The sequence below is a fragment of the Erwinia typographi genome (assembly GCF_000773975.1).
Classification (GTDB): domain Bacteria; phylum Pseudomonadota; class Gammaproteobacteria; order Enterobacterales; family Enterobacteriaceae; genus Erwinia; species Erwinia typographi.
Genome location: NZ_JRUQ01000055.1, coordinates 1 through 19,286, shown reverse-complemented (window position 1 = coordinate 19,286; position 19,286 = coordinate 1). Strand labels below are relative to the sequence as shown.

The following is a 19,286-nucleotide window of genomic DNA, read 5'->3' as shown; positions in this document are numbered from 1 at the left end:
ATGCTGACTTTGGCGACAGCGGCTGGAATAAATTCCCTGCACCTAACCGCGACGCGCTTTTACCGCTTCCGCCAGCTGACGAAGAACTTTCTCAGTGTCTTCCCAACCAATGCAGGCATCGGTTACGCTCTTGCCATAAACCAGCGGTTCGCCGCTGTCGAGACTCTGATTTCCTTCTACCAGATGGCTCTCAATCATCACGCCGATAATCGCTTTGTCGCCTCCGGCAATCTGCTGCGCCACGTCATCAGAGACTTCCAGCTGTTTCTGGAACTGCTTGCTGCTGTTGGCATGGCTGAAGTCGATCATCACCTGAGCCTCCAGTCCGGCCTTTTCCAGACCGGCTTTGACCGCGCTGACGTGATGGGCGCTGTAGTTCGGCTCTTTGCCGCCGCGCAAAATAATGTGGCAATCACCGTTACCGCTGGTTTCAACAATGGCAGAATGGCCATATTTGGTCACCGACAGGAAGCAGTGCGGCGCGCTGGCCGCGTTGATTGCGTCAATGGCCACTTTGATGGTGCCATCGGTGCCGTTCTTAAAGCCTACCGGGCAGGAAAGGCCTGAAGAGAGCTCGCGGTGGACCTGCGACTCGGTGGTCCTTGCGCCAATCGCTCCCCAGCTCATCAGATCCGCCAAATACTGCGGGGTGATCATATCAAGGAACTCACCGGCCGCAGGCAGACCGGTATCATTAATGTCCACCAGCAGCTTACGGGCAATGCGCAGGCCGTCGTTGATCTGGAAGCTGCCGTCCATATGCGGATCGTTAATCAGCCCTTTCCAGCCCACGGTGGTACGCGGCTTTTCAAAATAAACGCGCATTACCAGTTCTAACGAATCGTTAAGCTCTTCGCGCAGTTTAAGCAGCCGCGCGGCGTATTCTTTCGCTGCCTGAGTATCGTGAATGGAACAGGGGCCAATCACCACTAATAAGCGATCGTCGGCTTTTTTAAGAATATTGTGAATAGCCTGACGGGCAAGGGAAACGGTTTTCGCCGCCGCGTCCGTGGCAGGATACTTTTCAAGCAAAGCTACAGGGGGGAGAAGTTCTTTTATCTCTTTGATTCTTAGGTCGTCATTCTGATAATTCATAATCTTTCCAGTATTTAAAAGCCGTTCTGCACATCGGGCGCATCCCCTCCAATTTATCTTGTGCTTACCGTGCTGTAAATCGACTTTGCTGACTTAATTGCGGTTCAGAGTTGCTGTTTTACTATTCTGAACTACACTTTATTTTGTAAACACTTAAAAAAAACGCATAAAGATCACTCACTTTAGATTGGGTGAACCTTGTGCGGGGACAGTATTGCGTTTTTTCTTGAATTTTATTCAAACCGCTTTTTTATCGTGGTTTGGTTGAGCAATATTCATAAGTTAACGGAGCATAATGATGAATAAGTTTGCAATCGTATTTCTGACCGCAGCAATGACGTTGGGCAGCGGCGCGGTAATGGCTGAAAGTAGCAACAATGGCACGACGAATCAGGCCGCTGATGCCGGTGCGGCCTCTGGCGGCGCCGCGCAGAAAATTGCGCCGAACAACGTCAGCAACAGTAAAATTAACAATACTGGCGATGCCACCAGTGACACCAGTACCACGATGAAGCATCATAAAAAGATGACCGCTTCGCAGATTCATAAAAACAGCGAGTGTAAAGACGGTAAATGCCCTGACATCAATAAGAAGGTCGGGCCTGGCGCGAAAACCAAAACGGACGGCACAACGCAATAATTTACCGCCTGACTGCGTAACGAATAAGGAGAGCGCCCGCTCTCCTTTTTTTGTCCACCTTTGCTTCCCACGGTCATTGCGCTATTCTTGAACGCTCTGATTTTACGCGGATAAATTCATGGTAACGCTGTTGCTGATAGACGATCACCCGCTGGTGCAGGTCGCGCTGGAAGCGGCCCTGGCGCGTGCTCCCTTCCCCTTCCTTCTGCTGTCAGCCGAAGATGAAAACCGTGCCCGTGAAGTGCTTGCTTCTCAACCTGTAGATGTTGTGGTGCTGGACATCGGTTTACCCGACAGCGACGGCCTGCAACTGCTGAAATTTATCCGCCGCCATTTCCCCGCGCTGCCGGTGATCGTCTATTCCGCTCAGGAAGAGCGGCTGTATCAGCGACTGGCGGCAGCGGCTGGTGCGGCGGGCTACGTCGCTAAACGGCAGCCAATGCCGCAACTGCTCTCGGCGATCCTGGCCGTGCTTGGCGGCCAGCAAGCATTTCCCCCTGCCAGCGGTGAGGAAGAGCCTGCCAGCGCGCTGACCAGTAAAGAGTTGCAGGTTCTGGGGCTGCTGGCGAAAGGGCTGTCGAATTTACAAATCGCCGGGCAACTGAACATCAGCAATAAAACGGTCAGCACCCATAAAAAAAATATCATGGATAAAACCGGCGCCAGCTCCGTAGTGGAACTGGCCGGGCTGTGGAAGTCCCAACGGTGAAGTACCGCCTGCTGTTTTCACTGCTTTTGCTGCTTTGCCTTCATGCCGGTGCCGCGCTAAGACCGATCAGCAGCGTGACGCTGCCGCAGGAAATGATGCCGCTGGAGCACTCCGTCTTCTGGCAGGAAAACCCCCTGCGCGTTGGTATCCTGCGGGATAACGGCACGCCCTGGAACATGGTCGTGGGTAATGACCTCTACGGTATTAATGCAGATTATCTGGTGGCGCTCACCCAGACCAGCGGAATGAAATTTGAGGTTGAGGCCTATGCCGACTGGCCTGCGCTGCGGCAGGCGCTGCATCAGGGACAGCTGGATATGGCTTTCGGCGTTCCTCAGCAGACGATGGATAAGGGAATGAGCGCCACCCAGCCGTGGTTTACCAGCCCTTTGCGTATCTATCGCAGCCGCGACAACCTGCGCCCGGTGATGTTTAACTCTGCCGATGCGCGCATTACCCTTAGCCGATCCGCACTGGCGCTTGTCACTGCGGACTTTGCTAAGCGACATCACTGGCAGGTTGTGGATAACGATCTACAGGCGCTTTACGCTCTGCTAAACAATCAGAGCGATTACGTGGTGGCCGATGAAACCAGCGCCGGTTTTTTGCTCAGCCAGCTCCAGCAGGGGCAAATCTATCAGTTGGCTTCTCCGCTTGAGCCCGGCGAACTAAAGCTCCAGGCCATCACCACCAGCCCGACGCTGACGGCGCAGCTCGACAGCGCCATCCGCCAGTTGCCGATGGAAGTGGTCAATGGGATTCAGGGACGCTGGAGCAGCCAGCTGCCGCGCTATCAGGATACCAATACCGCCCACCTGTCGCCGATGGAGCGAAGCTGGATGGAGCAGCACCCCGTGGTGACCTACGCCGCCATCAGCGATAACTCTCCCTGGAGCTACCGGGCGGCAAACGGGCAGCCCAGCGGCTACAGCGTGGAACTGCTGAACATTATCGGCCAGAATACCGGGCTGCGTTTTCAGCCCTGGTGGGTAAGTAATGCGCAACAGGCTCAGGCGCTGGTCGATCAGGGCCGGGCGATGATTCAGCTGACGCTGCCGCTCACCGGCGATGATGCCATGCGTAGCAATACCCTCCCAATCTGGCGAGCGCTTTGGGGCGTGTATGTTAGCCAGACCTCCCGTCCGGTGACCAGCTGGCAGCAGTTGAAAGGACGTAAAGTGGGTATCCGCCGTGGCGATATCGCCCAACAGCTGGTGCCGGCGGGCATTGAGGTGGTGACCTTTGAAGACAGTAAAACGCTGTATGACGCGCTGGCGAACGGGCAAATTGAGGCGCTGGTCGACAACGTCATCTCGGCGCGCTGGCTGATCCAGTCACGCTACAGCGATGCGCTGCGCCTGGCTTTTGCCGCCAGCGATACGGCCTGGCCGATCGCACTCGGCGTCAGTCCCTCATTTCCCCTGCTGCGCACCCTGCTTAACAGCAGCCTGCAACAGATTCCGGCCGATACGCAGCAGCGTATGCGTGAGACCTGGAGCAACAACAGTTCGGCGCTTAGCGGGGAAAGGGAAAATCAGATGCGCCCTATCTCCCTGTTTGTGCTGGTCGCTGCGCTGTTTGCCATTGTCTTCCTGCTGATTTTGCTGCTGCGACGCTATCTGGAGCAGCGCCGCGAGCGCTTTCAGCGCCGACAGCTTGAGCAGCAGCGGGAAGAAGCAGAGCGGGCTAACCAGATGAAAAGCCAGTTTCTGGCTACCGTCAGCCACGAGCTGCGGACGCCGATGCAGGCGATCCTCGGGCTGCTGGAGGTTGAGGTGTCGCGCCAGCCGGCCAGCCAAAACCTGACCGTCATTCACAACAGCGCCTCAACGCTGCTTACTCTGCTGAACGATTTACAGGACCACGCTAAGCTGGAGAGCAACAGCTTTACGCTACTCCCTCAGCCGCTGGATCCAGCCAAATGGCTGAGCCGCCTGGCCGATTTCTATCATCCTCTGATGCGCAAAAACGGGCCTGTGTTCAGCGTTGAGGCTATCCCGCCGCTCCCCTCGCTGGTGCTGATTGACGGACAGCGGCTCCAGCAGATAGCCAATAACCTGATTAGTAACGCGATCAAATTTACCCGTCACGGGGCGATCCGCGTCACGCTGGGCGCGGAAAACGAGCGGCTACGTTTGCAGGTGATCGATACAGGTAGCGGCATCCCCCGGCAGGAGCAAGAACGGCTGTTCGAACCCTGGTATCAGACGCCTTCCGGCCGCCAGCTTTCGGTGCAGGGCAGCGGCCTGGGCCTGTCGATCTGCAAAGAGATCGTCACGAGGATGGACGGGGAAATCCAGCTGGACTCGATGCCAGGCAAAGGCACGACGCTGACCGTTCTTCTTCCGCTGAAGCCGCTAGCCCGAGATTCAGCCGTCACTGAAGACGCTCCCGCCCGCTTTAGCGCTCTTGCGGCCAGCCCGCTGCGGGTGGCGGTAGTAGACGATCACCCGACCAATCTGCTGGTGATGCAGCAGCAGCTTGCCTGGTTTGGCATTGAGGCGGATAGTTACCCTGACGGCAGAGCCCTGTTGGCGAGCGGCACGCTGTACGATTTGCTGTTTATCGATTTCAGCATGCCGCATCCTGACGGGCTGACCGTGGCGAAAATCATTCGTCGCCGTGAGCGCAGCAAAGTGCAGCGCTGCCGCATTGTGATGTGCTCGGCGGACGCCGACATTCTGGCTAAACCACAGATTGTAGCGTTGACCGACAGGGTACTCCTCAAACCAGTCACCCTGCGGGAGATTGGCCCGCTGCTCGCTCACGCCGCCGATCCGACCTTCAGGGATCTGGCTTCCCGCCTCTGGCAGCTGTCCGGGCAAAACCAGGCTTTTTTCAGCAAATTGCAGACAACGCTGCGGCAAACGCTGGCGGATGACCGGGACCAGTTGACTCGCGCCCTACAGGATGCGGAGTGGGAAAAGGCCGAAAAAGCCGCCCACCGGCTGAAGGGGAGCTGGCAGATGTTAGGCTATGACGCGGGCGAGCGGCTGTGCCAGCAGATGATTGAGCAGTGCCGGAAACGGCAACAGCCTGCTGCTAACCTGAATTTATTGATATCATTAACGGATAGTTTACTCACTGAACTGGAATCTTATGGCGCATACCCACTCTGAGGGAACGGGCAACCGCACCCGCCTGCTGGCCGCTTTCCTTGTCACCGCCGTCTTTATGGTGGCGGAAATTGCCGGAGGGTTACTCTCTGGCTCACTGGCGCTGCTGGCGGATGCCGGGCATATGCTGACGGATGCCGCCGCGCTGTTAATGGCCCTGCTTGCCGTACAGTTCGCCCAGCGCAGGCCCAATGCCCGCCACACCTTCGGCCTGCTGCGACTGACGACGCTGGCGGCGTTCGTTAACGCCATCGCGCTGGTGGTTATTACCGTATTAATCGTCTGGGAAGCGATCGTGCGCTTCCGCCACCCCGAACCCGTAGCCAGCGGGATGATGCTGGGGATTGCCGTTGCGGGACTGCTGGCTAACCTGCTGTCGTTCTGGCTACTGCACCGCGGCAGCGAAGAGAAAAACCTCAATGTACGCGCTGCGGCGCTGCACGTATTAGGGGATTTACTGGGTTCCGTGGGGGCAATTGTCGCCGCGCTGATCATTATGTTTACCGGCTGGACGCCTGCCGATCCAATTTTGTCGATTCTGGTGTCGCTGCTGGTTCTGCGCAGCGCCTGGACGTTAATGAAAGAGAGCATTCATGAGCTGCTGGAGGGCGCGCCGGGGTCGCTTGACGTCGACAAGCTAAAACGGGCGCTTACGCGAGGTATTCCGGAAGTTCGCAACGTGCACCATATCCATTTGTGGCAGGTCGGAGAAAAACCGGTGATCACGCTGCACGTTCACGTCATTCCGCCCTACGATCACGATGCGTTGCTCCACCGCATTCACGGCTGGCTGCACGAACGTTACCAGATTGAGCACGCTACGGTGCAGATGGAGTATCAGAACTGCGATGATGGCGACTGCGAGCTGAGCTGGGGAAAAGGCGGGCATGAACATGCTCATTCCCACCACCATCATTAACTCCTGACACAGCGCCGAAATACGGGCTTATGTCTGGTTTTGCTGAAGAGTGAAGGGAAATGCTCACCCGGTGATTATGGCACTGTTGCAAAAATCTGCAGATGATAAACTCATCGTCACCTTTTGCTGACGGAGCAGCACATGACCCCATTCAAAGGCCGGCATTTTTAGCGTGACATCACCCTCTGGGCAGCTTACGCCACAATCGAAGGTATTGAGGTGATGCGTGTACCACACAAAGGCCAGGCCTCAGCAAAGAGGGGCGTATTAACTACATACTCCTGTTTACCATATTATTAATCAGCTCATTCAGCCACCACTAAAAAAGTAGTTATTATTGGCTTTATTTTTTAATGTTAATATTAATTAATATTGGCGCTATTGCTTTATTATCCCGTGTAGCCATGACAGGGAGTATACCTGAATAGGTGCCTTCTGGTAATTCTTCATTATCTTCGGCTACATAATCGAGAACTAGTGATGCTGGTTTTGTACTACCGCAACCTGTGATCGAGTTTATTGGGCGTAATGATGGCGTACAAGTCGTTTTCCTGTTTCCTCGTATATTCATAATGTAAATATTGCCATCGTTATGGTTTTTTACTTGAACTTTCAATGTTGTGTATCCAGTGCCTCCGTTTATTGTATTAACAGGCCCCTGACCACCATACAAGGATACAAAACCAAAATTACTGTGATACATTACCTGCTCTGTTATTAGGGTTTTATCTCCTGTAAAATCATATTGTTTGACCTCATTACTGTTACCAAATGGTGAAGTAAAGGGATCATACTTCACGATATTAAAAGGTAGAATAAGATTATGCAGGCGCTCACCCTTTTCATTGCTTATTTGCAAAGTTATCCAGCCTGAAGAAGTACTTATTTCAGGATTATCCTCAGCAAGAACCGAGCTATTGAGATACCAGTTACCCGGAATTCTACAATTTTTCGCTTCCGCAAAGCTAATATCACCACAAGGGGAAGCCAGACTGAAACGAAAATTCACATCAACAATATCTCCTCCGGATACACGGCCTCTGGCCCTAAATAGCGTGTAGTGTTCATAATTGGTTAATCTGTTTTCGTACAATGATGACAGTGTAATCGCATCAGAAACATCCAGATTAACAGGGGGATTCGGCATATAAGGGAAAATTTTTAGCTCTCTTACCATAGCTTTTCCTTCACCTGGAGTTGCCGTTTCAGCCTGATTTGAATAAGGCAATAGATCCTTTATAAAACTGTAAAGGTATGAACCTAACACACCTATATTAGCTGCCCCCGCTGCACGATGCAAAGCTACAACTCTGTTATCATCCTGACTCAGTACCGGGGAGCCTGATGAGCCACCATCGGTATCACAATTATACGCCAGAGTATTGCTACCGTAACCAGATAAGGTATGGCAGGGACCGCCATCATCATGTAGGGAAGCAATACGTTTATAATCCCCCCAAGGATGTTGCGCGATATATACAGGCACATTCTCAATTAGCTGATTTTTAGTATTATTTGAATTAATCGTCAACGTGCCAAAAATTTTCTCGACACCAGCCTCTTCATAGGCCAGTGAATCGACTTTATAGACGGCTAAATCCTGGTCTCCGCCGTTTCCTGCAATAACAACACTTTCCGTCTTTATTGACAAAATATTTAGCGGTGTAGTTTTATCACATTCTGGATACTGATAATTGTAATTAAGGCTATGTATTTTATTACCAACATTGCCAGCAACGTGATGATTGGTTATCACATAAGGACCACCAGCAATATTCCATCCAGATGCGCCATTGGCTTTCACTACAGCATTACTTTTTGAAAAAAACGCTGGATTAATCGATTCATAGCAGGCTGCCTGTTTCATCTGATTAGCACCAATAATAGCTCTCGGCTTCATTTGAATTGAACTATAATTCTTTAAAATCAAACTACCATTACCTGAACTTATACCAGGTGTAACAAGCTTTATGACTACACCTTCAGCGTTAATTGGAGAGGTTATAATTTGTGGTTTACTTCCATCATAAAGTGATTTTTGATTATATATTTCACTATTTTCCCCTGAAATATCACTTACTTCTATCCATGCTCCCTTTGGTAAAAGAATGTCACTTAGGGTTACAGTTAACTCCTTAAATTCATTCGTAGTTATTTTCCATTTACGGCTATCCCCCTGTAAAGGAAGCGAGAACATATCGATGTCTGTTTTAGTTATCGCAAACGGACCTGGAACATTTTCCATGGCCGGGATTTCGAATGAGTTTTTTGCCGTAGCTGAGGAAGCAGTAATAACCGTTAAACACAGGAAGCTTAACCGGGAGATACGATGCATATAATTTCCTTATTGATTGTTTTTTATCTCAAACGACAAAAATTGTATATTCTATTTTATAACTTAATTACAATTTTGCTTAAAAAAACAGCAAAAATGACATTTATACGTATTACCACGCGACAGGTTGCACCACATGGTGCTCCTCATTGCCATAGTTCATGGCCCGATTCGCCACTCACACGGTCAATTATTTGCGTCCCCCCTTTACCCTGAGAGTATCTGCTCCAGGTAGTTAGGGGTGACGTAATAACCTACATCCATCGAGGCCGAATAATGCCTAACGCTATCATGTATCTATTCATTATTAACCACTCCTTTGACAATAGATGAGGATCTGATTTCAGGTCGGTCAAACCTGAAATCAAGTCAATCTTGTTGAGCAGGACCACCGCGACATCAAACGGCAGGTAAAGCTGATCACGGGGTTCAAATCGTTCAGGTGCGCACAGGCTGTCCTGGCAGGCATTGAGTTGGTCCACATACTACACAAAGGGCAGTATTAGCATCCCAAAGGGGAAGAATTATCCCCGGCAAACCCGTTTTACCTGCTGGATGCCTGAAAAACAGGCAATGCACTTTTTACCAACCTGCTGCCGTTAACGCGACATAACCCTTGAGATAAATAGCAAACAGCCGCACTCACTGATTACTCACAGAATCGCAGACATTTTATATCTGGAGTTTTTAATCTTAAAACTTGCGAGAATTGATATTGTTCGCCTTTATCATTACCTACAGCATAAGTGATATAGATCTCCTTCCCTTTATTCTCTTTGAGCCACTCTTCCGGGACAATGTACGTAACCTCGCCTGAATCCTTGCCGGGTATTAAAGGCGAGTTCTGAAGATTTATTCCTTCGACCCTAATGGAGATACGGTCATGCACTGACATTCCACTGTATCTGACCGTTATTTTTCTAAGTTCTGTACTGAACGTCGGTTCAGGTAATTGAAGATGCTGTCCCTCAACGTCCAAATAAGTCACTTCTGATTCCATTTGCTCTTCCTGATGTGCTTTTTTTACCTGAAAAGACAGTTTCACACGACTGCCAATGGCATCAATAAACTCTGCTCGTGGCACAGTGAAGTGTAAGCTATCTGTTTGCTTCGTAGCTTTTTTCGTTGTCTCATAATGATTACGGGGGGCATCCCATTTCAGGGTCACCTCATCGCCTTCGCTAATTCCGGAATGAACAACGGTATCCACTCCGAGTTCATTCATCCGGTAATAGTCTTTTTGTGTCAGCTTGCTACCCTTATCTCCGGTTGCTTCTGGTACTTTCACTGACAAATTTTGATCCGAGTAAAGATATTCAAATTTAGCATCATCCGCAGTAGACTTAGGCAGAGTCAGTTTGATAATCGGAATCCACAGACCCGTTCTGTTATAAAAGAACGCCTGGTCATATTGAGCCCATCTCAGGTCGCTTTGGTTGATATAAAAAAAAGACTGAACGGGGAACCGCTCCGGATAGCCGCTTTCCTTTGACGTCTTCCAGGTGGCAATCCTGAATTCATTCTGGCCACTGAGTCCGCTACCCCGTTCAATTATCGATGCCCGTATCCCCTGATAAAAACCGTCTACGGAATTATACTCAGACTGATTTTCACTGATTATAAAGCCACACTGATTGTGCAAGTTGGACGATTTTTTAAAATGTTCAACCCACTGTTCCGCCGTCATGATTCCCTGAAGCTGGCATTGCTGACTGGTATCTGGAAAATTTTTATGAGCACCACATCCTTTGTCCAGCCGGGATCCAGAACCAGCGTCCTCAGGGAAAAAACACATGTAATCCAGCGTATTATCAATACCGGAAGGCGTGTTTGAGCGGTTGAAGGTAATAAAGCCGTTTCCCTCCTTCCATACAAGCTGATTAAGTTTCTGATCCTTTCTCAGCCAGGAGAAGGAAACGCCACCAGACTCTATTGATGCCGGACTGGGATCCAGTGCGAAACGCCCTTCTTTAGGGCTTGTTGCTCTCAGGGTAACACCAGAACACAGATACGCCGGTTTTCCATTGCCACAATCCTCCACAACCCGATTGTAGTTTTCTGTAAGAATCCTGGCCGTTTCTTTTCCCTCAGGACGTGATGACTGGGAAACCTTCTCAGTCACGTTACCAGCAACCGGCCACTCAGAAGCAACCGCACTAAAAACTGGCAGAGCACTCAGCAGCGCTGATAACAATGATCCCGCTAAACAGGCATGTATTTTCTGTGAATTCCTCATAGCCGTCCTCATCGACTGGCATTGGTGATAAACTGAATATTCCATTATTTTTCCTTTTTCTATACTTACTTTTCACTGGTGGAAACGAACGAGTTTTCCATATATTTACAGTTTTTACTTGTAACCGGAACTGGTAAGCGTTGTAAATTTACGCAGGATGGAGATAATGTTATTTCATTCTTTCGTTAAAAGATGCCAAAGTTTTTATAAAAAATAATATTAACACTCACTGCACGCCCTTTAGCTTCAGAGTAAGTTAAATCATTAAGTGAAAGGGCGACAGAGATTAGCCTGGTGTAGTATCCATTTTTTAAAAATTAAAGATATATCATAGAGTGGGTAATACTCTTTTTACGGTACATAAAAATGAAAAAAATTGACTTTGAATACTACCCTCAGTAACACAGCATACTGAAGCTACCATAAAGAACCCCAGACTGTATCATTTAGACATACTCATTACAGCGCCGATGAGAAAATTTTAAAAAAAAGAAAGTAATTAAATTTCCTTTTTTCAGACCAAATAGAAAAACCCATTCATATAACGCATGGTATACGTCTGAATGAAATACTCAAACTAATTATCATTAATTTAAGAAAATCTAATTAAATTTAAGAGTTGCACAACCTACCCCAAACCGATCACGGCACTGTTGCAAAAATCTGGAGGTGATAAACTCATCGTCACCTTTTGCTGACGGAGCAGCACATGACCCCATTCAAAGGCCGGCATTTTCAGCGTGACATCCTTCCTCTGGGCGGTACGTTGGTACTGCAACAGCTACCGTAAGATGCAGGAGTGGCAGTTCCCCCGTTTTATCAACACGGATAAAGCGCCCACCTATGGCCGTACGCTTGCACTGCTTAAACGCGAAGGTCGATGCCCGCCTGACGTTGAACACCGACAGATTAAGCCTCGGAATTACGTCATTGAATTATTGTCTGACAGAACGCCATCACATTATTTGCGAAGTTGTTTGGTCATCGTTTAAAGCGGGTCAAATATTATCCCCGCTTTAAATTGAGCAGTCATTAAGATGAAAATTTTCATAGTAATTGTAGCAATTATGTTATCTGCCTGTGCGGGTCCAGCGGGAACGACATGGGGTATCCTGCCTGATGGCAATGTTATCATCGTTCCTGGTCATTAATTATAGCGTTTGCGGATTCGTTCTTACATAAGACAATGCTCTGTGTGTACGGCTGTAGCTCAATTATTCACATGTCTGCGGTATTGAGCTGCTCCCGTAAACGTAAAAAATTCGTTAAGCATTCGATCAGCTGAAAGCAATACAGAACAGCGCTGCCTGACGGCAGCAAAATGAGAGCCCAGCCTTCTGCCAGCCCTTCTTTCCTCCAAAGATACACACTGCGATGATGAACACAGCAGAAAATGTCAACACCCACCTCCTGAACGCCAAGCGTAATGCCGCCGCCGTACGGCGCGTCTACGTTCAGGCATTAAGGAATAAAATTTAAGGATTTTTTTTCTTAAAATTAATTGCAGCCATTTGATTTCCACCGCCATTCAGGATAAGTTGTCTGAAATAAGATTATTAAATAAATATAATCAGATTTTTATGAGGAGTAACGTCAAAACTAAAAAGGAATAAATTATGTCATAAAAAAAGACATCATGATAAAGCAGGTGTCTGTAGCGATAAATCTGCCTGGATGTTGTGACGACATATTAATACGCACCGCAAACACCCGCCATAACGATCGCCCATAAATACCAGGTTTGACCTCCGTCAACAGCAATAAGAAAGCTATCGGCTTTACATTGAAAGCGCCTATCCTGCTAATCAGGATCATTATCATCATGCGTATTGAAGAATAAATATAATAAGTCAGAACCATCATAAGGATGAATTTTATGATCCATGGAAAAAACATGAAACCGTTGAGATTCTGTCTACCCTTATCAGCTTTTATGGTTATTATGGATTCCACGATAGCGAATGTTGCACTGCCCGCGATTGCAGGAAATATTGGTGCATCTCAATCTCAAAGTGCGTGGATCATCTCCTCATTTGTCGCGGCTTGCGCATTATCAGTTCCTCTTACACGCTGGCTGGCTTTGCGGATCGGTGAGAGCCACTTGTTTATTGCTGCGTTATCTGTTTTTACGCTATCCTCGTGCGGATGTGGTGTTTCTACCAATTTTTTGATGCTGATATTTTTTAGAGTAATTCAGGGGATAAGTGCCGGCCCTATTATTCCACTTTCTCAGTCTCTCCTTCTTAAACTTTATAAAAGTGATGAAAAACGTGATGCTTTAGCAATATGGTCGATGACAGCCGTAGTCGCTCCTGTTATTGGCCCTGTTATCGGAGGCATAATAACAAGTTACTATGCATGGAATTTCGTTTTTCTGATTAATCTCCCTTTAGGCATACTGGTCGTCGTTATGTGTAGAAAGACGATATCAAATACCAGCAAAAATACGCAGGATAAGAAATTTGATTTCACAGGATACCTGTTAATTTGTTTGCTTGTGGCCCTGTGGCAATATATCTCCTTCAGGAAAAACTCAGGGAATGATAACGGCTTTCTTGTTATAATATCCTTGCTATTATTGTTATTTTTTCTGATATCGCAAATGTGTCGTAAAAACACGTTACTGGATTTATCTTTTTTTCTGAACAGAAATTATGCTATAGGTACACTTTGCATTTTTTTCTCATACATTATTAATTTCGGCTCACTGGTTCCCTCTACCTTATTTAATATCTATAACTACGACCTTGTTACCATTGGCTTACTGTGCTCACCAGCAGGCATTGCACCTTTATTTTTATCTAAATTATCAGGACGAATGTGTAAATATGTAGACTCCCGGATTCTGATATCGATCTCTTTTTTGATATTTGCGATGTGCTATTACTGGCGAGCCTGCTATTTTTCACTGGGTATGACACCTCTGATGTTTGCCTCCTCTCAATTTTTTATCGGTATCGCCTCAACCTTATTCTATATTCCTTTAACAGAAAAATTATTTTCTGACATTTCAAAAGATGACTTAACCGCAGCCACGACATTGAGACAGCTTTGCAGAACACTCTCCACAGCCTTCGGGACAATCTTGACCTCTGAACTCTGGAATAACAGGCTTTTTTTTCATACATCGAGACTCAGCGAAAAAGTTTACGCTGGCTCTTTAGAATACGAAAATTTTTATCAAAAATTTAAATTACTGGGATTAAATCAGCAGGAAACGTTGTTGTACATCAGAGATCAAATCAGTTTTCATAGTAAACTGCTTTCACTGAATGATATTTACTGGCTTGATGCCGGAATATTCCTGTTCCTGGCATGTTTTACATGGTTACTCACTCCGACAAAAAAATGAGGGGTGGTTTTTGAGAGCCAACGGAATGTAAATGTATACCGGAAAGAGAATTGATTGCTCAGATACTTCAATCTCTTCAGGTTTCATCGCATGATGTCGATGAAGGCGCGCTGAGCCAGAGAAAAGGCGGGAATGAACGTGTTCAATTCCCGCCACCATCATTAACCTTAAGACAGCGCGCGTGAACCCTGTTCGCGGGCGCTTTTCATCCACAGCCAGCAGCCGTTCAGGGCAATCAGCGTCAGCAGCGCATACTCCAGCGACATGGCATAAACACCCTGACGCGCAAAGACCATCACGCTGATCACGTTGATAATCACCCAAAGCAGCCAGTTCTCGACGTATTTCCGCGTCATCAGGATCATCGCCACAATCGATAACACCATCAGACACGAATCCCAGAACGGAAACGCATCCGGCTGGAGTTCCGGCATCGCTACCGACAGCCCAACGCCCTGCATCAGGCTGACGGCTACCGAGGTCAGCCAGGCAAAGACCGGGTTGATATAGCGTGTCATCAGGCCAATCGCCACCACACAGACGGCCAGCCAGCCCAGCGCTTTCGGCAACGTCATCCAGCGGATTTGCAGCACGTTCTGGTTATCCGTGGTTTGCCTGCTCCAGGCATACCAGCCATAAATATTGGCGACAAAGAAAAACACCTGCAGCAGCAGGCTGGCATACAGCTGGATCTGAAAGAAAATAATGGCAAAGAGGGTGACGTTAATCAGGCCGAAGGCGTAGTTGCTGATTTTCTCAAGGCTGGCAAGCCAGATGCAGAGCAGCCCCGCCACGGTGCCGACGGCCTCGATCCAGGAGAGATCGTAACCGCCGACGCCGAGGGGAATATGAACCAGAATGTTATGCGTGCTAAAAAAATCCATGTTGGCACCTTTGTCCTGTGCAGTAAGAGTCCGACGTTACCTTTTTAAACTTGCAGCAAAGGTTAGCATACGATTCAGCGGGATCAACGCCCCTTCGCGCAGCGCGGCATCAACATGGATCTCATGCCTGCTGCCGCCGTGCTCCAGCCCTTCCGCTATCGCCTTCAGGCCATTCATCGCCATCCACGGACAGTGCGCGCAGGTCCGGCAGCTTGCTCCTTCGCCAGCCGTGGGCGCCTCCAGCAGCTCCTTCTCCGGGCAGGCCTGCTGCATTTTGTAGAAAATGCCGCGATCGGTAGCGACGATCATCTGCGGATGCGGCAGCGTTTTGGCAGCCTGAATAAGCTGGCTGGTGGAACCGACCGCGTCGGCCAGATCGACAATCGCCTGAGGCGATTCCGGGTGCACCAGCACCGCCGCATCCGGATAGAGCGCCTTCATGCGCTGCAAAGCCTGAGTTTTGAACTCGTCATGCACGATACAGGCGCTCTGCCAGCAGAGGATATCGGCACCGGTCTGACGGGTGACATACCGGCCCAGATGGCGATCCGGCGCCCAGATAATTTTCTCACCCAGGCTGTCCAGATGCTCGATCAGTTCGACGGCAATGCTGGAGGTCACCACCCAGTCCGCACGCGCTTTAACTGCGGCAGAGGTGTTGGCATACACCACCACGGTACGATCGGGGTGCGCATCGCAAAAACGACTGAATTCGTCGATGGGGCAGCCCAGGTCAAGTGAACACTCCGCCTGAAGCGTTGGCATCAGAATAGTTTTTTCCGGGCTGAGGATGCTGGCCGTCTCGCCCATAAAGCGCACGCCAGCGACCAGCAGCGTGCTGGCCGGATGCTGGCTGCCAAAGCGGGCCATCTCTAACGAATCCGCCACGCAGCCGCCGGTCTCTTCCGCCAGCGCCTGAATCTCAGGGTCGGTGTAATAATGGGCGACCATCACCGCATTGCGCTCTTTCAGCAACCTTTTGATTTTTCCCCGATAAACCTGCTTTTCATCGGCGGATAACCGGGCAGGCTTCGGCGGGAAGGGATAGACGGCAGTTTCAGGATCGAACATCAGGCTCATAGTGCAACTCTCGTTTCTTTAACTTAACCAAATTAGCGGAAACAGCCTCTTCCGCGCCGACTTATGCGCCGGTTTGTTTTATATGCTAAACACGATAGTCGAAATAGTCGCCTCTGTCGCTAAATTTCTCACGACGTTATCAGGATGTGACCCGGATCACTTCAGGACAAATTCCCTTTCGCCTTCCCCACCCGCTTCAATCTTCAGCAGGAAAGCTTTGGCCTCCAGACCACCGGCAAAGCCGGTCAGCTTACCGTTAGATCCGATCACCCGATGGCAGGGAGCAATAATGGAGATCGGATTTTTACCATTGGCCGCGCCGACGGCTCTCACCGCCCTGGGATTACCGATTTCGCGGGCAATATCGGCATAGCTGCGCGTTTCGCCAAAGGGGATCGCCACCAGCGCCTGCCAGACTTTTTTCTGAAACGCTGTACCGACAAAATCCAGCTTGAGGGTGAATTCCGTCCGCTCTCCGGCAAAGTATTCATTCAGCTGCCGCTCGGTTTCAACCAGCACCGGATGAGCAGGATCTTCCTTTAGTTCCGGCAGGACAACGCGGTTAGGGTTTTCATCCGGCCAGAGCACGGCAGCCAGTCCGTTATCACTGGCGATCAGGGTCAGTGCGCCTACGGGTGAAGGCATTATTTTGCAGAAATAGCTCATCAGTTTCCTTCCTGTATCACGATCTGTTGCAAAGGTCTGGCCTATTATCCGTATCGGGGAGTGGTAAGCTAGCCGTTTTCGGACATCAGGTTAAAGAAGTTAGCCGTCCGAAAATGGCTAGCGGCGATAACAAAATGCCCTTAACCTGGCAAGAAAGCCAGCGAGTCAGGAACAGATAATGATTGATAAACAGATTGCTTACCGGGCGATGACCTCGCGTGACGCGCGTTTTGACGGGGTATTTTATGTCGGCGTGACCTCAACAGGGATCTACTGTCGCCCGATTTGTCCGGTCAAACCTCCGTATCTGGAAAACTGTCTGTTTTTTGACAGCGCCGAAGCGGCCGAGAAAGCCGCTTTTCGCCCCTGCCTGCGCTGCCGCCCGGAGCTGGCCCCTGGCAATGCTCCGGTCGACAGTAGCCACCGCATAGCCGATTTGCTTATTCAGCGGATTGAAGAGGGGCTGATAGAAGATATTGACAGCCTTGAGGAGATTGCCGCGCAGTTCTCTCTCAGCTCGCGTCAGCTTCGACGCATTGTGCATAAGGAACTTGGCGTTTCGCCACTTGAACTCAGGCAAACGCGCCGCCTGTTGCTGGCCAAGCAGCTGCTGACCGAGACTACTCTGTCGGTTACTGAGATTGCCTATGCCAGCGGTTTCACCAGCCTGCGGCGCTTTAATGAAGTCTTCAGCCGACAGTATCGCATGCCGCCCAGCAGGTTACGCAAAACAGTCAGTGAACAAGGTAAGCCGATTGGCAGCGAAACCTCCACGCTGCTGCTGAGCTATCGTCCCCCTTTTAACTGGACGGCCCTGCTCTCCTTTCTCCGGCTTCGTGCCATTAAGGGCGTGGAACATGTGGATGAGGGGAGTTATGCCCGCACCGTACGGCTGGGGGAGCATACGGGTTGGATTCGCGTTACGCAGGCCAGCCATAAGCACGGCCTGAATGTGGCGTTCACCCACTCCCTGACGGCGGTACTTCCAGCATTACTTCGCCGTTTGCGGAATTTGTTCGACCTGAATGCGCATCCGGAGTTGATTGCTGCGCATCTACAGCAAGACCCGCTGCTGAAGCCAAGCCTGGAAAAAGATCCGGGCCTGCGGGTGCCGGGGGCGTTTGATGGCTTTGAGATGGTGGTCCGGGCGATACTGGGCCAGCAGATTACGGTTAAAGCCGCTACCACCCTTGGGGGGCGTTTCGCCGCAGCCTTTGGTGAGCCCATTCAGACACCTTTCCCCGATCTGACAAGGCTTACGCCGCTGCCAGCCAGGGTTGCAGCCGCCACGCTGGACGAGGTAGCAAGCCTTGGCATTATCAGTGCGCGCTCACGCACGCTGCTGGCTATTGCCCGGACCTGCGATAACGGGGAGATCAGGCTGGATGCCGCCACGCAGCCAGAAGCGTCCATTAAGATCCTGATGGCGCAGCCGGGTATCGGCGAATGGACGGCGCAGTACATTGCCATGCGGGCGCTGCGCTGGCCGGACGCGTTTCCCGGTGGCGATATCGTGGTGAGGAAAAATCTGGGCAACGTGACGGCGAAAGAAGCGGAGCGTCTTTCGCAAGACTGGCGTCCCTGGCGCAGCTATGCGGTGATGCATATCTGGAAAAATCTGGCACCGGCCAAAGAGAAGCGTTGAGTGTTGGCGGATAAGCAAAGCAGCTGCGGCACAGACGCCGCAGCTGAGCCCCTGGAGGGGTTCACGGCGTCTTTATACTGGTTCACACTCCCTGACCTGACTACTCAGCCTTACAGGCAACGGGCCTTTCAGCTGAAAGACAGAGACAGTGTGTTATTCCACGCAAGGTTACAGAATGTCGGTCAAATGATCGACGACAATTTTTCCCTGTGGATCCGTTTGCACAATCCTGTAACTGACACGATAAGAACGACGGTTACTGAGCTTATCAAATAGCGCTACACGGCCTTTTTGTTCGCCGTTCGCACTGACAATCGACCACTCAGTGACTTCTTCCTGACCACGATTTTTGAGCTGTAACACACTCTGCTCGATTAAACGATCGCTATCATTAATCTTCAAATAATCACGTAACATGTTGCTCACCTCCGGTTAACACCATTTACGATACTCTTTTTATCCATCCATTCAATAGAATTAACGCAAGTATCATCTTCAGACCGTATTGACGCTGAATGGCGGTTCCTGTCGTTGCAGGCAAGGTTGTTACGCTTTGCTTAACCCGAACCTGTGCAGGTTCAAATCCTTCACGAATCGCAGATAGCAAAA

General features: G+C 49.9%; 13 protein-coding genes and 3 pseudogenes. 8 read left to right on the top strand and 8 right to left on the bottom strand.

The window, feature by feature from the left end:
- Positions 1-42: 42 nt before the first annotated feature.
- On the bottom strand, positions 43-1,095 hold the full coding sequence (gene aroG / locus NG99_RS18930) for a 3-deoxy-7-phosphoheptulonate synthase AroG (protein WP_034896352.1): 1,053 nt from the start codon (positions 1,093-1,095) through the stop codon (positions 43-45).
- Between the two features lie 295 nt (positions 1,096-1,390).
- Between aroG and NG99_RS18925 the strand changes: the two genes are divergently transcribed.
- The 4 genes from NG99_RS18925 (at position 1,391) to zitB (ending at position 6,479) form a co-directional block, all read left to right on the top strand.
- On the top strand, positions 1,391-1,735 hold the full coding sequence (locus NG99_RS18925; protein ID WP_034896350.1) for a YbgS-like family protein: 345 nt from the start codon (positions 1,391-1,393) through the stop codon (positions 1,733-1,735).
- A gap of 118 nt (positions 1,736-1,853) precedes the next feature.
- Positions 1,854-2,444, top strand: coding sequence for a response regulator (locus tag NG99_RS18920; RefSeq protein ID WP_034896348.1), 591 nt, complete (start codon positions 1,854-1,856; stop codon positions 2,442-2,444).
- Positions 2,426-5,563, top strand: a complete 3,138-nt coding sequence (locus tag NG99_RS18915; RefSeq protein WP_034896346.1) for an ATP-binding protein — start codon at positions 2,426-2,428, stop codon at positions 5,561-5,563. The genes NG99_RS18920 and NG99_RS18915 overlap by 19 nt, the downstream gene beginning before the upstream one ends.
- Entirely contained in the window at positions 5,544-6,479 is a 936-nt protein-coding gene (gene zitB / locus NG99_RS18910) for a CDF family zinc transporter ZitB (protein ID WP_034896344.1), read from the top strand. Before NG99_RS18915 ends, zitB begins: the two co-directional genes overlap by 20 nt.
- Before the next feature lie 343 nt (positions 6,480-6,822).
- Here zitB and NG99_RS18905 read toward each other — a convergent pair whose 3' ends face one another.
- Together NG99_RS18905 and NG99_RS30025 are read right to left on the bottom strand one after the other, a co-directional pair.
- Positions 6,823-8,814: a trypsin-like serine peptidase gene (locus tag NG99_RS18905; protein ID WP_034896342.1), complete on the bottom strand. Its 1,992-nt coding sequence runs from the start codon at positions 8,812-8,814 to the stop codon at positions 6,823-6,825.
- Between the two features lie 167 nt (positions 8,815-8,981).
- A pseudogene (locus tag NG99_RS30025) lies at positions 8,982-9,096 on the bottom strand (protease); the annotation flags it as partial.
- An 89-nt stretch (positions 9,097-9,185) separates the two neighbouring features.
- Here NG99_RS30025 and NG99_RS28400 point away from each other — a divergent pair.
- Positions 9,186-9,320 (top strand): annotated as a pseudogene (locus NG99_RS28400) (DDE-type integrase/transposase/recombinase); the annotation flags it as partial.
- 143 nt (positions 9,321-9,463) lie between these two features.
- Here the strand turns inward: NG99_RS28400 and NG99_RS30505 are convergent.
- On the bottom strand, positions 9,464-11,095 hold the full coding sequence (locus NG99_RS30505; RefSeq protein ID WP_052130787.1) for a hypothetical protein: 1,632 nt from the start codon (positions 11,093-11,095) through the stop codon (positions 9,464-9,466).
- A gap of 664 nt (positions 11,096-11,759) precedes the next feature.
- Here NG99_RS30505 and NG99_RS28925 point away from each other — a divergent pair.
- A pseudogene (locus tag NG99_RS28925) lies at positions 11,760-11,985 on the top strand (hypothetical protein); the annotation flags it as partial.
- A gap of 959 nt (positions 11,986-12,944) precedes the next feature.
- Positions 12,945-14,402, top strand: coding sequence for a DHA2 family efflux MFS transporter permease subunit (locus tag NG99_RS18890; protein WP_052130786.1), 1,458 nt, complete (start codon positions 12,945-12,947; stop codon positions 14,400-14,402).
- Positions 14,403-14,569: 167 nt separating this feature from the next.
- Here NG99_RS18890 and pnuC read toward each other — a convergent pair whose 3' ends face one another.
- The 3 genes from pnuC to NG99_RS18875 all read right to left on the bottom strand — a co-directional run bounded on the left by pnuC (position 14,570) and on the right by NG99_RS18875 (position 17,032).
- Entirely contained in the window at positions 14,570-15,286 is a 717-nt protein-coding gene (pnuC, locus tag NG99_RS18885) for a nicotinamide riboside transporter PnuC (protein ID WP_034896339.1), read from the bottom strand.
- Between the two features lie 36 nt (positions 15,287-15,322).
- A complete protein-coding gene (nadA, locus tag NG99_RS18880) occupies positions 15,323-16,366 on the bottom strand; it encodes a quinolinate synthase NadA (protein WP_034896337.1) in 1,044 nt (347 codons plus the stop codon).
- Between the two features lie 156 nt (positions 16,367-16,522).
- On the bottom strand, positions 16,523-17,032 hold the full coding sequence (locus NG99_RS18875) for a methylated-DNA--[protein]-cysteine S-methyltransferase (protein ID WP_034896335.1): 510 nt from the start codon (positions 17,030-17,032) through the stop codon (positions 16,523-16,525).
- A 178-nt stretch (positions 17,033-17,210) separates the two neighbouring features.
- On the opposite strand from NG99_RS18875, the gene NG99_RS18870 reads away from it, so the two are divergent.
- Complete coding sequence (locus tag NG99_RS18870) at positions 17,211-18,677, top strand: AlkA N-terminal domain-containing protein (protein ID WP_034896332.1); 1,467 nt, start codon at positions 17,211-17,213, stop codon at positions 18,675-18,677.
- A gap of 168 nt (positions 18,678-18,845) precedes the next feature.
- Here NG99_RS18870 and NG99_RS18865 read toward each other — a convergent pair whose 3' ends face one another.
- Complete coding sequence (locus NG99_RS18865) at positions 18,846-19,094, bottom strand: hypothetical protein (RefSeq protein WP_034896330.1); 249 nt, start codon at positions 19,092-19,094, stop codon at positions 18,846-18,848.
- Positions 19,095-19,286 lie beyond the last annotated feature (192 nt).

Coding starts and splice junctions, on each gene's coding strand:
- NG99_RS18920 (WP_034896348.1), top strand. CDS start 1,854: ATGGTAACGCTGTTGCTGATAGACGATCACCCGCTGGTGCAGGTCGCG.
- pnuC (WP_034896339.1), bottom strand. CDS start 15,286: ATGGATTTTTTTAGCACGCATAACATTCTGGTTCATATTCCCCTCGGC.
- NG99_RS18870 (WP_034896332.1), top strand. CDS start 17,211: ATGATTGATAAACAGATTGCTTACCGGGCGATGACCTCGCGTGACGCG.
- NG99_RS18865 (WP_034896330.1), bottom strand. CDS start 19,094: ATGTTACGTGATTATTTGAAGATTAATGATAGCGATCGTTTAATCGAG.
- aroG (WP_034896352.1), bottom strand. CDS start 1,095: ATGAATTATCAGAATGACGACCTAAGAATCAAAGAGATAAAAGAACTT.
- NG99_RS18875 (WP_034896335.1), bottom strand. CDS start 17,032: ATGAGCTATTTCTGCAAAATAATGCCTTCACCCGTAGGCGCACTGACC.
- NG99_RS18905 (WP_034896342.1), bottom strand. CDS start 8,814: ATGCATCGTATCTCCCGGTTAAGCTTCCTGTGTTTAACGGTTATTACT.
- nadA (WP_034896337.1), bottom strand. CDS start 16,366: ATGAGCCTGATGTTCGATCCTGAAACTGCCGTCTATCCCTTCCCGCCG.
- NG99_RS18890 (WP_052130786.1), top strand. CDS start 12,945: ATGAAACCGTTGAGATTCTGTCTACCCTTATCAGCTTTTATGGTTATT.
- zitB (WP_034896344.1), top strand. CDS start 5,544: ATGGCGCATACCCACTCTGAGGGAACGGGCAACCGCACCCGCCTGCTG.
- NG99_RS30505 (WP_052130787.1), bottom strand. CDS start 11,095: ATGGAATATTCAGTTTATCACCAATGCCAGTCGATGAGGACGGCTATG.
- NG99_RS18925 (WP_034896350.1), top strand. CDS start 1,391: ATGATGAATAAGTTTGCAATCGTATTTCTGACCGCAGCAATGACGTTG.